At 32.5% G+C, this 12820-nt stretch carries 15 protein-coding genes and 5 tRNA genes; all 20 read left to right on the top strand.

Annotated features, from left to right (window positions below; translation table 11 throughout):
* Positions 1-15: 15 nt before the first annotated feature.
* The 20 genes from P8H50_RS01215 to rplL all read left to right on the top strand — a co-directional run bounded on the left by P8H50_RS01215 (position 16) and on the right by rplL (position 12819).
* A complete protein-coding gene (locus P8H50_RS01215) occupies positions 16-243 on the top strand; it encodes a PspC domain-containing protein (protein WP_300204711.1) in 228 nt (75 codons plus the stop codon).
* A 2-nt stretch (positions 244-245) separates the two neighbouring features.
* Complete coding sequence (locus P8H50_RS01210; protein ID WP_300204708.1) at positions 246-1271, top strand: TrkA family potassium uptake protein; 1026 nt, start codon at positions 246-248, stop codon at positions 1269-1271.
* Positions 1272-1364: 93 nt separating this feature from the next.
* On the top strand, positions 1365-2981 hold the full coding sequence (locus tag P8H50_RS01205; RefSeq protein WP_300204704.1) for an alanine/glycine:cation symporter family protein: 1617 nt from the start codon (positions 1365-1367) through the stop codon (positions 2979-2981).
* 11 nt (positions 2982-2992) lie between these two features.
* Entirely contained in the window at positions 2993-3871 is an 879-nt protein-coding gene (locus P8H50_RS01200) for a helix-hairpin-helix domain-containing protein (protein ID WP_300204701.1), read from the top strand.
* Positions 3872-3882: 11 nt separating this feature from the next.
* On the top strand, positions 3883-5055 hold the full coding sequence (locus P8H50_RS01195; protein WP_300204698.1) for an acyl-CoA dehydrogenase family protein: 1173 nt from the start codon (positions 3883-3885) through the stop codon (positions 5053-5055).
* 168 nt (positions 5056-5223) lie between these two features.
* Positions 5224-6639: a carboxypeptidase-like regulatory domain-containing protein gene (locus P8H50_RS01190; RefSeq protein ID WP_300204693.1), complete on the top strand. Its 1416-nt coding sequence runs from the start codon at positions 5224-5226 to the stop codon at positions 6637-6639.
* 27 nt (positions 6640-6666) lie between these two features.
* The gene (locus P8H50_RS01185) at positions 6667-7557 is read left to right on the top strand and encodes a tyrosine-type recombinase/integrase (RefSeq protein ID WP_300204689.1); all 891 of its coding nucleotides are present in this window, start codon (positions 6667-6669) and stop codon (positions 7555-7557) included.
* A 29-nt stretch (positions 7558-7586) separates the two neighbouring features.
* Positions 7587-7889 carry a ribosome-associated translation inhibitor RaiA gene (raiA, locus tag P8H50_RS01180; protein WP_300204848.1) on the top strand — a complete coding sequence of 101 codons (303 nt, stop codon included), beginning with the start codon at positions 7587-7589 and terminating at the stop codon, positions 7887-7889.
* 101 nt (positions 7890-7990) lie between these two features.
* Positions 7991-8064 (top strand) — tRNA-Thr (locus P8H50_RS01175).
* 61 nt (positions 8065-8125) lie between these two features.
* Positions 8126-8207, top strand: a tRNA-Tyr gene (locus P8H50_RS01170).
* Positions 8208-8237: 30 nt separating this feature from the next.
* A tRNA-Gly gene (locus P8H50_RS01165) sits at positions 8238-8310 on the top strand.
* A 9-nt stretch (positions 8311-8319) separates the two neighbouring features.
* A tRNA-Thr gene (locus P8H50_RS01160) sits at positions 8320-8391 on the top strand.
* 66 nt (positions 8392-8457) lie between these two features.
* On the top strand, positions 8458-9645 hold the full coding sequence (gene tuf, locus P8H50_RS01155) for an elongation factor Tu (protein WP_300204684.1): 1188 nt from the start codon (positions 8458-8460) through the stop codon (positions 9643-9645).
* Positions 9646-9708: 63 nt separating this feature from the next.
* A tRNA-Trp gene (locus tag P8H50_RS01150) sits at positions 9709-9781 on the top strand.
* 86 nt (positions 9782-9867) lie between these two features.
* Complete coding sequence (secE, locus tag P8H50_RS01145; RefSeq protein ID WP_300204678.1) at positions 9868-10062, top strand: preprotein translocase subunit SecE; 195 nt, start codon at positions 9868-9870, stop codon at positions 10060-10062.
* Positions 10063-10072: 10 nt separating this feature from the next.
* Positions 10073-10627 carry a transcription termination/antitermination protein NusG gene (gene nusG, locus P8H50_RS01140; RefSeq protein ID WP_300204674.1) on the top strand — a complete coding sequence of 185 codons (555 nt, stop codon included), beginning with the start codon at positions 10073-10075 and terminating at the stop codon, positions 10625-10627.
* Positions 10628-10698: 71 nt separating this feature from the next.
* On the top strand, positions 10699-11139 hold the full coding sequence (gene rplK, locus P8H50_RS01135; RefSeq protein WP_013870447.1) for a 50S ribosomal protein L11: 441 nt from the start codon (positions 10699-10701) through the stop codon (positions 11137-11139).
* Positions 11140-11157: 18 nt separating this feature from the next.
* A complete protein-coding gene (gene rplA, locus P8H50_RS01130; RefSeq protein ID WP_300204668.1) occupies positions 11158-11847 on the top strand; it encodes a 50S ribosomal protein L1 in 690 nt (229 codons plus the stop codon).
* A gap of 19 nt (positions 11848-11866) precedes the next feature.
* On the top strand, positions 11867-12388 hold the full coding sequence (rplJ, locus tag P8H50_RS01125; RefSeq protein ID WP_300204665.1) for a 50S ribosomal protein L10: 522 nt from the start codon (positions 11867-11869) through the stop codon (positions 12386-12388).
* Between the two features lie 56 nt (positions 12389-12444).
* Positions 12445-12819 carry a 50S ribosomal protein L7/L12 gene (rplL, locus tag P8H50_RS01120; RefSeq protein WP_300204661.1) on the top strand — a complete coding sequence of 125 codons (375 nt, stop codon included), beginning with the start codon at positions 12445-12447 and terminating at the stop codon, positions 12817-12819.
* Position 12820 lies beyond the last annotated feature (1 nt).

Raw genomic sequence — 12820 nt, 5'->3', positions numbered from 1 at the left:
TATTATATTGCAGTTATGCAATCAGCTCACAGTTTATTATTGTTTTTTCAAAAGCATGGCTACCATGTTTGTCAGCGCATAGCAGATAGAATGGGTATTCGTGCAAAAATTGTGCGCACTTCTTTCATGTATTTAACTTTTGTAACGGTTGGTTTTGGTTTCGCATTATATTTATTTTTAGCCTTCTGGATGCGTATTAAAGATATAATTTACACTAAAAGATCTTCGGTTTTCGATTTGTAAAGATGAGAGATTCACTGCTTAAATTTCTAAGAACTAAAATATATTTGGCTATTACGCTTCTAGTAATTGTATTATTAATAGGTGTTTTAGGCTTTAGAATTATATCTGGTTATTCCTGGGTAGATGCTGTTTACATGACTGTTATTACAATAACAACAGTTGGTTTTGGAGAAGTAACTCCATTAGATGATAGTTCGAAGATATTTACCATTTTTTTAATTTTATCAAGTGTTGTAATAGTAGGTTATGCGCTTTCCATTATAACAGAATATATTTTAAGTAGAAACAATCTAGAAGACCTTAAAAAGAAAACCATGCAAAAGAAAATTGATAAATATACAAACCATACCATTATTTGTGGCTATGGACGCAATGGAAAACAAGCAGCAAAAAAACTAATGTCTTATAATAAGTTGTTTGTAATTATAGAAAGAGATAAAGAGGTTATAGAAAAAAATGAAAGCGATTTAATACCTATGGTTTTGGGTAATGCTAATGAAGACGAAGTGCTAATTCAAGCAGGAATAGAAAGAGCAAGTACACTTATTTCTGCATTACCAAGCGATGCCGATAATTTATTTGTAGTGCTTTCTGCGAGACAAATAAACAAGGACACTTGTATTATAAGTCGTGCTTCTCAAGAAACCTCATATCAAAAATTAAAACTAGCAGGTGCTAATAATGTAATTCTACCAGATAGAATAGGAGGAGATCACATGGCATCTTTAGTAGTTGTTCCAGATTTAATAGAATTTATAGACAACCTTTCTATTGGTGGAAACCATAATGTAAATATAGAAGAGATAGACGTAGATAAGCTTTACAATACATCGCATAAAGTGCAAACCATTAAAGATTTAGATTTAAGAAATAAAACAGGATGTACAGTAATAGGGTTTAAAGGAAACGATGGAGAATACATTGTGAATCCAGAAGCCGAAATTAAATTAGTGCCACACTCCAAAGTTATTGTTTTAGGACGACCAGAACAAATACAACAGCTAAACTCTATTTACGATTTAGACTAAATTTAAGCTTTTTAACAACTACCATTTTATAAATTCAGCAATTTTTTGCATCTTGCTATTCTTAATTAAATAACTAACTAACAAAAATATATTATGAAGAAATACCTTCTTTCAATTTTAACAGTAATATTGCCATTACTAAGTTTTGCTCAAGACAGTACTGCAGATACTATTGACGCTGTATTTAAAAAGTATACAGGTTGGTTTGTAGAAGGTATTTTTTCTGAAATACCATTTACCGAAACAATAAGAATACCTTGGGTTTTAATAGTGCTTATTGGAGGAGCATTGTTCTTTACAATTTATTTTAAGTTTATCAACTTTACCGGTTTTAGAACAGCAATAAAAGTTGTACAAGGTAAATATGAAGATATTGAAAAACACGGAGTAGATTCGCTATATGGCGACCAAACGCCAGGAGGAGATGTGTTTGAAACTATTAAAAATGAAGGTGCAGATGGAGAAGTATCACATTTTCAAGCGTTAACAGCTGCTTTATCTGCAACGGTAGGACTCGGTAATATTGCAGGTGTTGCAGTAGCACTTTCTATTGGAGGTCCTGGAGCTACATTCTGGATGATAGTTGCAGGACTATTAGGTATGGCATCTAAATTTGCAGAATGTACTTTAGGAGTTAAATATAGAGATGTTGGAGAAGACGGAACCGTTTATGGTGGACCAATGTATTACCTTACTAAAGGTCTAAAAGAAAAAGGAGCAGGAGGCTTCGGAAAAGTCCTAGCAGTTCTTTTCGCTATTTTCGTTGTTGGTGGTTCATTTGGTGGTGGAAACATGTTTCAAGCAAACCAAGCTGCTGCACAATTCACAAAACTATTCAATTTAACAGGAGAAAATGCAGGAATGTATTTTGGTATTGTAATGGCTGTTTTAGTAGCTGTTGTAATAATTGGTGGTATTAAGCGTATTGCCTCTGTAACAGAAAAAGTGGTGCCTTTCATGGCTGGTATTTACGTGCTAGCAGCTTTAATAATATTATTCGCAAACTTTACTCTAATTGATGATGCCTTTGCTGCTATATTTAATGGTGCTTTTACACCATTAGCTGGTTTAGGTGGTGTTATTGGTGTGATGATTCAGGGTATAAGACGTGGTGCTTTTTCTAACGAAGCTGGTGTTGGATCTGCAGCTATTGCACACTCTGCAGTACGTACAAAATATCCTGCAAGTGAAGGTATTGTTGCCTTACTAGAGCCATTTGTCGATACAGTTATTATTTGTACAATGACTGCTCTGGTAATAGTTATAACAAACTTTGATGGTGGATTTATGGAGTATGGAGTAGAAATTAAAGAAGGTGTAGAAATTACAGCAACGGCTTTCGATACTGTAATCCCTCATTTCTCTATTGTTTTAACAATTGCTGTTATTTTATTCGCTTTTAGTACCATGATTTCTTGGTCTTACTATGGTATGCAAGGTTGGGTGTTTTTATTCGGAAAAGGAAAAATTACAGATTTAGTATATAAAATTTTATTCTTATTATTTGTAGTTGTTGGAGCATCTATTAGTTTAGGTGCAGTTATCGATTTTTCTGATGCAATGATATTTGCAATGGTAGTACCAAATATTATTGGTGTTATTATTTTATCTCCTGTAATCAAGAAAGAATTAACCAAATACATGAATGCTATTAACAAAAAAGAAGATGCTTTAGAAGATGGAGCTACAGATTTAGTAGATAAAATGTAAACGTTTTAATAATGAAAAATTTAAAATCCCATTTTGTGTTCACTCAGAAACAACGAAATGGGATTTTTTTATTGGTAATACTTATTTTAGTTTTTCAATGCTTTTATGTATTCGTTAGTTTTTCTTCTGAAGATATATCTGTAGATTCAAAAGAAATACAATTATTTCAAAATGAGATAGATTCTTTAAAATTGGTAGAAATTGAAAAACGCAAACCAAAAATCTATCCTTTCAATCCTAACTTTATAACAGATTATAAAGGTTACACTTTAGGAATGACCTCTGAAGAAATTAATAGGCTTTTAAAATTTAGAGCCCAAGATCAATGGATAAATTCTGCTAAACAGTTTCAACAAGTCACAAATGTTTCAGATTCCGTATTTAATAAGATTTCACCTTATTTTAAATTTCCAGATTGGGTTACAAACCCAAAGCCCAAACAACAATACACAAAATCTTATAAAACAACTAGCCCTAAATCTGAAGCAGAGAAAATAGACTTAAACACTGCAACTTCAATTCAACTTCAAAAAGTATATGGTATAGGCGAAGCATTCGCAGAGCGCATTATAAAATATCGTACCAAGCAAAATGGATTTGTTTCTATAGTAGAACTCGATGAAATTTATGGCTTAAAACCAGAAACAATTACCGAGTTAAAAAAGTCATTTAGTCTAAAAACACCAAAAAAGATAAATCGACTTGATATAAATCTTGCTACAAAGGCAGAGTTAGTAACCATTAGATTTATAGATTATGAAATTGCTCATAATATTATTGAATACAGAACACTTCATGAAGGCTTTAAATCACTTGACGAATTAACAAAAGTTAAAGACTTTCCCGTTAAAAAAATAGAGATAATTAAGTTATATTTGCATCTAAATTAGAATATAATAAAATGGATAGCAGATACTTTACAGAAGAGCATAATTTATTTAGACAAAGTTTAGCAGATTTTTTACAAAAAGAAGTCGTGCCACATATAGAAAAGTGGGAGGAAACTGGACATATAGAGCGTTTTATCTGGGAAAAGTTTGGTGAAATGGGCTTTTTTGGGATTGCTTATCCTGAAGCATATGGTGGTATGGATTTAGATTTATTCTATACTGTTATTTTTCTTGAAGAACTTCAAAAAATAAATTCAGGTGGCTTTGCTGCAGCAATGTGGGCACATGCTTACTTAGCAATGACTCATGTTAATGCTGAAGGCAGTGAAGAAATTAAACAAAAATATTTAACAAAAAGTATTATAGGAGAATGTATTGGAGCAATGGCAGTAACAGAGCCTTTTGGTGGTAGCGACGTTGCAGGAATGAGAACAACTGCTGTTAAAAAAGGAGATACATATGTTATAAATGGTTCTAAGACTTTTATTACAAATGGAGTTTACAGTGATTATATTGTAGTAGCTGCAAAAACAAGTCCTGAATTAGGTAATAAAGGCATAAGTATATTTATTGTAGATAGAGATACAAAAGGTGTTTCTGCAACAAAATTAGATAAGCTAGGATGGAGAGCATCAGATACAGGAGAAATAGCTTTCGATAATGTAATTATACCTTCAAGTCATTTAATGGGTGAAGAAGGTAAAGGTTTTCCATACATTATGCAGCATTTTGCTTTAGAGCGTTTAATAATGGGAGTTAATGCACATGCTAGAGCCGAGTTTGCTTTAGAGTATGCGGTTAAGTATATGGGAGAACGTCAAGCTTTTGGCAAAACAATAGATAAATTTCAAGCATTACGCCATACAATGGCAGATTGTTTCGCAGATATGGAAGTGTGTAAAGAATTTAATTATTCTGTAACAGCAAGATTGAATAAAGATGAGTACGTTGTAAAAGAAGCAACCATATCTAAACTACGCTCTACAAAAATGGCAGATGATGTTATTTACCAATGTTTACAAATGTTAGGAGGCTATGGTTATATGGAAGAATATCCAATGGCACGTTTATTGCGAGATAGTAGATTAGGACCTATTGGTGGAGGTACAAGTGAAATCTTAAGAGAGATTATCGCTAAAATGGTAATTGATAAGAAAGAATATAAACCAGCAGTTAATCATTAATATTAAATTATTGTTTTAGCGAAAATTGTTTTCAATTTTGCTAAAATGGTAATTGATAAGAAAGAACATATGCCTGAAGTAAATCACTGAATTCCTACAAAAGAAGGGATTTCATAATAAAAGGTGAAAGGTCGTCGTTTAAACTATAACTTAATTAACTTTTTTTCCATGAAACTTCAAAATCAAATCCTATATATCCTATTTTTTTTGTGCAGTACAATAACTTTTGCACAACAAGAAATAAGTAATAAAGTTTTAGATTTTTTTAAAGATGAGCCTATTGAGAGTGCAAGTGTTTATATTAAAACTACTGCAATAGGAACCATTACAAATGCAGATGGAAAGTTTGCACTTCGAATTCCAAGAGAGAATGCAACAGATACTTTAGTAGTTTCATCAATAGGGTATTCAACAGAAAAAATTCCATTAGATCAATTCGACGCTTCAGAACCCATTTATTTGGTTGAAGAGGTTGCATCATTAGACGAAGTGGTGTTAGAAGCAGAAGAAAGACCCAAAACAGGGAATGAGATTGTATTAAAGGCCATTGAAAAACTACCACTTACAATGCCAGATTCTTCTTATATACAAAAAGGGTTTTTAAGACATAAAGAGCGAAATAAAAAAGAATTTAAATGGCTTATAGAAAGTGCGATTTCTGTTTACGACTCTAGTTATAATGTCTCTGCAAATACGCATTTAAAAATCAATGTAGACCAAATGCGTAAGAGCTACGATCTTAGAGATATAGATAGCTTATTTACTTATGCTTCTTATTTAAACCAAAATAACAAAACAAGAACAAATCCTAAAAACCTTAGAAGAGTTCAAATTAAAACAGCAGAACTTAACAAAGCGATTAAGTGGAATGACAATAGAGTAAATGGTTTGCAAAATATATTTCAAGGCAAACTAAATATGTTTAGAAATGTAAATAGTAAAAAAGCATTATTTGGTGATGATATTTTAAAAAAACATCAATTTGAATTAGATACAATTTTAGTTGATAATGAACGTAAGTTATATAAAATTAAAATAAATAAAGGAGCAGAATATGTTGGTTTAGATACTAAAGGCATTTATAACGAAGGTTACCATGCCAATGGTTGGCTGTATATATATTATGATAATTTTGCTATTAAAAAAGTAGAGTACGAATTAATTGCAGCATCAAACGAGCAGAAAAGTAGAAGCAAGCGTTTGTTCGATACTCAAGTTAATCATAAATTGGTAATAAATTATAAAGAGTTTAATGATAAAATGTACCCTAATTATATTTATTACGAAACGCCTAAACTTGTAAATGTAGGTTTTAAACCCAAAAACAAACAAGAAGAAGAACTTGCAGAACAATATAAAGAAGAACGCTATTATTACACTATACAAGAAATATTGTTTTCAGATATAGTTTTAGATCCTGCTAAGATTAGTAGTGCACTGCAAAACAATTGGGACATGGATATTTTTTCACCTAAACCTTATAACAAAGAGTTTTGGAAAACCTATAATGTGTTATTAGAAAGTGAAGATGACGAGAAATTAATAGACGACTTATCTCAACGTGCTTCATTATTTAAAGAATAGTAATTATCTTGACATAAAAATAATACTATGTCTTTAAAAGCGTTTACAGATTATCTTGAGTTGGAGAGGAATTATTCTCAACTAACAGTAAAAGCTTACACAAACGACATTAACTCTTTTCAATCTTTTTTAGCTAAAGAATTTGCCGACACTAAATTAAGCGAAGTAAATTACGCTCAAATCAGAAATTGGATAGTACAACTAGTAGAAGCTAAAATTTCTAATAGAAGTATTAACCGTAAAGTATCTGCATTAAACTCCTATTATAAATTTCTATTAAAAATAGGTGACATAGAAGTTAATCCTTTAGTAAAGCATAAGGCTCTAAAAACAAGTAAAAAAATACAAGTACCTTTTTCTGAGGCAGAAATAATTGTAGCTTTAGATGAATTATCTTATGAAGATAGTTACAAAGGTATTAGAGATAGATTAATCATAGAACTATTTTACTCTACAGGTATTAGAAGAATAGAATTAGTTAATTTAAAGTTATTAGATGTAGATTTTGGAAATAAGACTTTAAAAGTTTTAGGTAAAAGAAATAAAGAACGTTATGTGCCTTTGTTATATTCAGTAATCCAAACATTAGAATTGTATATAGAAAAAAGGAAACAGCTTAAAGAAATTAAAAATAAGCAAGCACTATTTTTAACTAATAAAGGCGTTAAAATCTACGAAACACTTGTTTACAGAATAATAAATGAGTATTTTAGTTTAGCATCTAATAAGGTAAAAAAAAGTCCACACATACTAAGGCATTCTTTTGCAACACATTTATTAAATCAAGGAGCAGATTTAAATGCGGTTAAAGAACTCCTAGGGCATTCAAGTTTGGCTGCAACACAAGTTTATACTCACAATAGTATTGCAGAGTTAAAAAAAGTGTATTTAAAAGCACATCCAAGAAGTAAAAAGTAATTGTATAACCTAATTTAATTGTAATGCATATGAAAGTAAATACTCAAGCCGTTAATTTCAATGTGAACCAAGAACTTTTAGATTTTATTCAACAGAAAATGAATAAATTAGATACATTTTACGATAAGATTATAAAATCAGATGTTTTTTTGAAAGTAGAAAATACTAGTGACAAAGAAAATAAAATTTTTGAGGCAAGAATTAGTGTTCCAGGAGATAGTTTCGTTGTCAAGAAGCAATGTAAAACGTTTGAAGAAGGTGTAGATATCGCAGTTGCATCACTAGAAAGGCAACTAAAAAAGAGAAAAGCAAAATTAAGAGCACATTTATAAAAATATTTACTTAAAATATTTTTGAATAACTAAATAAATATATACATTTGCAGTCCGTTAGAAATAGCGGGCTTTTTTTACATGTAAAAAAAGCGATAAAAGCCGATGTAGCTCAGCTGGCTAGAGCAGCTGATTTGTAATCAGCAGGTCGTGGGTTCGAGTCCCTCCATCGGCTCTTAAATAAAAAAGTTAAAGCTTTTTTATAAGTTCTTTAAAAGATTGATAAATTTAAAATTGGGGAGATACTCAAGCGGCCAACGAGGGCAGACTGTAAATCTGCTGACTACGTCTTCGCAGGTTCGAATCCTGCTCTCCCCACTTATTTTAAGTTTAAGGATTTAAATAATTGCGAGAGTAGCTCAGTTGGTAGAGCGTCATCCTTCCAAGCTGAATGTCGCCGGTTCGAACCCGGTCTCTCGCTCTATATTTAGCCGGTGTAGCTCAGAGGTAGAGCGTTTCCTTGGTAAGGAAGAGGTCACGGGTTCAATTCCCGTCATTGGCTCAAATTTTTTAAATAAAAAAATAGAACACTAATATTATTATATAACTAAGATTAAATTATTAAAACATGGCAAAGGCAACTTTCGATCGTTCAAAACCACACTTAAACATTGGTACAATTGGACACGTAGATCACGGTAAAACAACTTTAACTGCTGCTATTACTAAAGTATTAGCTGACGCAGGATATTCAGAAGCGAAATCATTCGATCAGATTGATAACGCTCCAGAAGAGAAAGAAAGAGGTATTACAATTAATACTTCACACGTAGAATATGCAACTTTAAATCGTCACTATGCACACGTAGATTGTCCTGGTCACGCCGATTATGTAAAGAACATGGTTACTGGTGCTGCGCAAATGGATGGTGCTATATTAGTTGTAGCTGCAACAGATGGTCCTATGCCACAAACACGTGAACATATCTTATTAGGTCGTCAGGTAGGAATCCCAAGAATTGTAGTATTCTTAAATAAAGTGGATATGGTTGATGATGAGGAGTTATTAGAATTAGTTGACATGGAAGTACGTGAATTATTATCATTTTATGAATATGATGGTGATAATGGACCTGTAGTTTCTGGATCTGCTTTAGGTGCGCTTAATGGCGAGCAAAAGTGGGTGGATACAGTTTTAGAATTAATGGAAGCTGTAGACAACTGGATTGAAGAGCCATTAAGAGAAGTTGACAAGCCTTTTTTAATGCCCATTGAAGATGTATTTTCAATTACTGGACGTGGTACAGTAGCAACTGGTCGTATTGAGACTGGTATTGCAAACACTGGAGATCCTGTAGAAATCATTGGTATGGGTGCTGAGAAGTTAACATCTACGATTACAGGTATTGAGATGTTTCGTCAAATTTTAGATAGAGGTGAGGCTGGTGATAACGCTGGTATCTTGTTAAGAGGAATTGAGAAATCTCAAATTTCAAGAGGTATGGTTATTTGTAAGCCAGGTTCTGTAACACCACATGCTAAGTTTAAAGCAGAGGTTTATATTCTTAAAAAAGAAGAAGGTGGTCGTCATACACCATTTCACAATAACTACCGTCCACAGTTTTATGTGCGTACAACTGATGTAACTGGAAATATTGCGCTTCCTGATGGAGTTGAAATGGTTATGCCAGGAGATAACTTAACAATTCATGTTGAATTAATTCAACCAATTGCAATGAATGTTGGTCTTCGTTTCGCAATTCGTGAAGGAGGAAGAACAGTTGGTGCTGGTCAGGTAACTGAGATTTTAGACTAATTTTTAGTCTTTCAAATATAGAGTTAAGGTGTCTCGTTTTTCGTGACACCTTGACTTATATTTACGGGTTTAGCTCAGTTGGTAGAGCACTGGTCTCCAAAACCAGGTGTCGGGAGTTCGAGTCTCTCAACCCGTGCATATAGGTATTAAGGTTTTGTAACCTAGTTCCTAATAAAATTAGGAAAATGTAGTAATATGTTTTTCGTTAAATTATACATTAAAATGGCTGGAATAGTAAATTATATAAAAGAATCATTTGGTGAACTGAAAAATAACGTGACATGGACACCTTGGCCTGAAGTGCAAAGGTTGACTATTTTAGTTGCTGTGTTTTCAATCATATTTTCCCTAGCAATTTGGGGAGTTGATACTGTTTTCAGTAAAGTAATTAGCGAATACTTTAAATTAATTAGTTAATATAAAGTTTATGGCTGAAGTTGGAGAAAAAAAGTGGTACGTAGTTAGAGCAGTAAGTGGTCAAGAAAATAAGATAAAAACTTACATCGAGAATGAAATTGCTCGCTTAGGTTTACAGGATTATGTTGAGCAGGTTTTAGTGCCTACAGAAAATGTAGTGCAAATTAGAAACGGAAAAAAAATAAACAAAGAAAAAGTTTATTTTAGTGGATACATAATGATAAAAGCTAATCTTACTGGAGAAGTTCCTCACATTATTAAATCAATAACAAATGTAATTGGTTTCTTAGGAGCTACAAAAGGAGGAGATCCTTTACCTTTAAGACAGTCTGAAGTTAATAGGATGTTAGGTAAAGTTGATGAATTATCTGTTGATATGGATGCTAGCGTTGCAATACCATTTACAAAAGGAGAAACTGTAAAAGTTATAGATGGGCCTTTTAATGGGTTTGATGGTACTATTGAAAATATCAACGAAGAAAAACGTAAGTTAGAAGTAATGGTCAAGATTTTTGGAAGAAAAACACCGTTAGAATTAAGTTACATGCAAGTAGAAAAAATTTAATAATTGTTACAATAAAGAAAGTGTTGTATCAGCTTCAAAAATAGATACAATACGAAACTAAATTATTCAAAATGGCAAAAGAATTAGGCAAAGTAGTCAAATTACAAGTAAGGGGAGGTGCAGCGAATCCGTCGCCACCGGTTGGACCCGCTTTAGGTGCTGCTGGTGTTAATATCATGGAGTTCTGTAAGCAATTTAATGCTAGAACTCAAGATAAAGCTGGTAAAGTTTTACCAGTTGTGATTTCTGTTTACAAAGACAAATCGTTTGATTTTGTAATCAAAACTCCTCCAGCTGCTGTACAATTGTTAGAAGCGGCCAAAGTTAAAAAAGGATCAGGTGAACCTCATGTACGTAAAGTAGCTAAGGTATCTTGGGATCAGATAAAAACTATTGCAGAAGATAAAATGGTAGATTTAAATGCATTTACTATTGATTCAGCAATGAAAATGATCGCAGGAACTGCAAGATCTATGGGTATAACTGTTAAAGGTGGTGATGCACCCAATTAACCTAAAAAAGATTTTAAAATGGCAAAATTAACAAAGAAACGTAAAGAGGTAATCGCAAAAATTGAGAAAGATAAAGTATATTCTCTACAAGAAGCTTCTGCCTTAATCAAAGAAATATCTAACGCAAAGTTCGATGCTTCTGTAGATATTGCAGTACGTTTAGGTGTAGATCCTAGAAAAGCGAATCAAATGGTAAGAGGTGTTGTATCTCTTCCTCATGGTACAGGAAAAGACGTAAAAGTCTTAGCATTAGTAACTCCAGATAAAGAAGCAGAAGCTAAAGAAGCTGGTGCAGATTATGTTGGTTTAGACGAATACCTTGATAAAATTAAAGGTGGTTGGACAGACGTTGACGTAATTATCACTATGCCTAGTGTAATGGGTAAATTAGGTCCTTTAGGACGTGTATTAGGTCCTCGCGGATTAATGCCAAACCCTAAAACAGGTACAGTAACTATGGATGTTGCTAAAGCAGTAACAGAAGTAAAAGCTGGTAAAATTGATTTTAAAGTAGATAAAACTGGTATTGTTCATGCTGCAATTGGTAAAGCATCTTTTAGTGCTGATAAAATTGAAGGTAACGCAAACGAATTATTAACAACTTTAATGAAACTGAAGCCAACTGCTTCAAAAGGAGTTTATGTAAAGAGCATTTTTATGTCTTCTACTATGAGTCCTAGTATTGCAGTTGATACAAAAATCGGTTAGTAGTTAAATAACTTATATCATGACAAGAGAAGAAAAATCAAAAGTTATAGTAGAATTAACTGCTCAATTAGCCGATAATGCTAACATTTACTTAGCAGATATATCTGGCTTAAATGCAGGTACAACTTCAGATTTACGTCGTGCTTGTTTTAAAGCAAACATAAAATTAGCAGTTGTAAAAAACACATTACTTGAAAAAGCAATGGAAGCCTCTGAAAGAGATTTTGGGAACTTACCATCAACGCTTAAAGGTAATACATCTGTAATGTATTCTGAAACTGGTAACGCTCCAGCAAAAGTAATAAAAGCATTCCGTAAGAAATCAGAAAAACCTTTGTTAAAAGGTGCTTTTATTGAAGAAACTGTTTACATAGGAGATAATCAGCTAGATATGCTAGTTGATATTAAATCAAAAGAAGAATTAATTGGAGATATTGTAGGATTATTACAATCTCCTGCTAAGAATGTTATTTCTGCACTTAAATCAAGTGGAGGAAAACTTTCTGGAATTCTTAAAACATTATCTCAAAAAGAGGGATAATATAAAAAGTACGCACTTTACACTTAAATATTAAAAATTAAAAAAAATTATCAAAAATGGCAGATTTAAAAGATTTCGCAGAACAATTAGTTAACCTTACAGTTAAAGAAGTAAATGAGTTAGCAACTATATTAAAAGATGAATATGGTATCGAGCCTGCTGCAGCTGCAGTTGCAATGGCTGGACCAGCTGCAGGTGGCGGAGACGAAGCTGAAGCTCAAACAGAATTTGATGTAATCTTAAAAGCAGCAGGAAGCGCTAAGCTAGCTGTTGTAAAATTAGTTAAAGAATTAACTGGTTTAGGATTAAAAGAAGCAAAAGGTTTAGTTGATGATGCACCAAGTGCAATCAAAGAAGGTGTTTCTAAAGATGAAGCTGAAGCTCTTAAAACTCAGTTAGAAGAGGCAGGAGCAGAGGTTGAGCTTAAGTAAG

Origin of the sequence: Lacinutrix sp. (assembly GCF_029238095.1) — a bacterium.
In the GTDB taxonomy this organism is placed as follows: Bacteria; Bacteroidota; Bacteroidia; order Flavobacteriales; family Flavobacteriaceae; genus Lacinutrix.
The sequence above is the reverse complement of the archived record's forward strand: the minus strand, read 5'-3'. Positions and strand labels throughout refer to the sequence as shown.

Bases quoted from the DNA above. Each gene is read 5' to 3' on its own strand.
- P8H50_RS01215 (WP_300204711.1), top strand. From the start codon at position 16: ATGCAATCAGCTCACAGTTTATTATTGTTTTTTCAAAAGCATGGCTAC.
- P8H50_RS01210 (WP_300204708.1), top strand. From the start codon at position 246: ATGAGAGATTCACTGCTTAAATTTCTAAGAACTAAAATATATTTGGCT.
- P8H50_RS01205 (WP_300204704.1), top strand. From the start codon at position 1,365: ATGAAGAAATACCTTCTTTCAATTTTAACAGTAATATTGCCATTACTA.
- P8H50_RS01200 (WP_300204701.1), top strand. From the start codon at position 2,993: ATGAAAAATTTAAAATCCCATTTTGTGTTCACTCAGAAACAACGAAAT.
- P8H50_RS01195 (WP_300204698.1), top strand. From the start codon at position 3,883: ATGGATAGCAGATACTTTACAGAAGAGCATAATTTATTTAGACAAAGT.
- P8H50_RS01190 (WP_300204693.1), top strand. From the start codon at position 5,224: ATGAAACTTCAAAATCAAATCCTATATATCCTATTTTTTTTGTGCAGT.
- P8H50_RS01185 (WP_300204689.1), top strand. From the start codon at position 6,667: ATGTCTTTAAAAGCGTTTACAGATTATCTTGAGTTGGAGAGGAATTAT.
- raiA (WP_300204848.1), top strand. From the start codon at position 7,587: ATGAAAGTAAATACTCAAGCCGTTAATTTCAATGTGAACCAAGAACTT.
- tuf (WP_300204684.1), top strand. From the start codon at position 8,458: ATGGCAAAGGCAACTTTCGATCGTTCAAAACCACACTTAAACATTGGT.
- secE (WP_300204678.1), top strand. From the start codon at position 9,868: ATGGCTGGAATAGTAAATTATATAAAAGAATCATTTGGTGAACTGAAA.
- nusG (WP_300204674.1), top strand. From the start codon at position 10,073: ATGGCTGAAGTTGGAGAAAAAAAGTGGTACGTAGTTAGAGCAGTAAGT.
- rplK (WP_013870447.1), top strand. From the start codon at position 10,699: ATGGCAAAAGAATTAGGCAAAGTAGTCAAATTACAAGTAAGGGGAGGT.
- rplA (WP_300204668.1), top strand. From the start codon at position 11,158: ATGGCAAAATTAACAAAGAAACGTAAAGAGGTAATCGCAAAAATTGAG.
- rplJ (WP_300204665.1), top strand. From the start codon at position 11,867: ATGACAAGAGAAGAAAAATCAAAAGTTATAGTAGAATTAACTGCTCAA.
- rplL (WP_300204661.1), top strand. From the start codon at position 12,445: ATGGCAGATTTAAAAGATTTCGCAGAACAATTAGTTAACCTTACAGTT.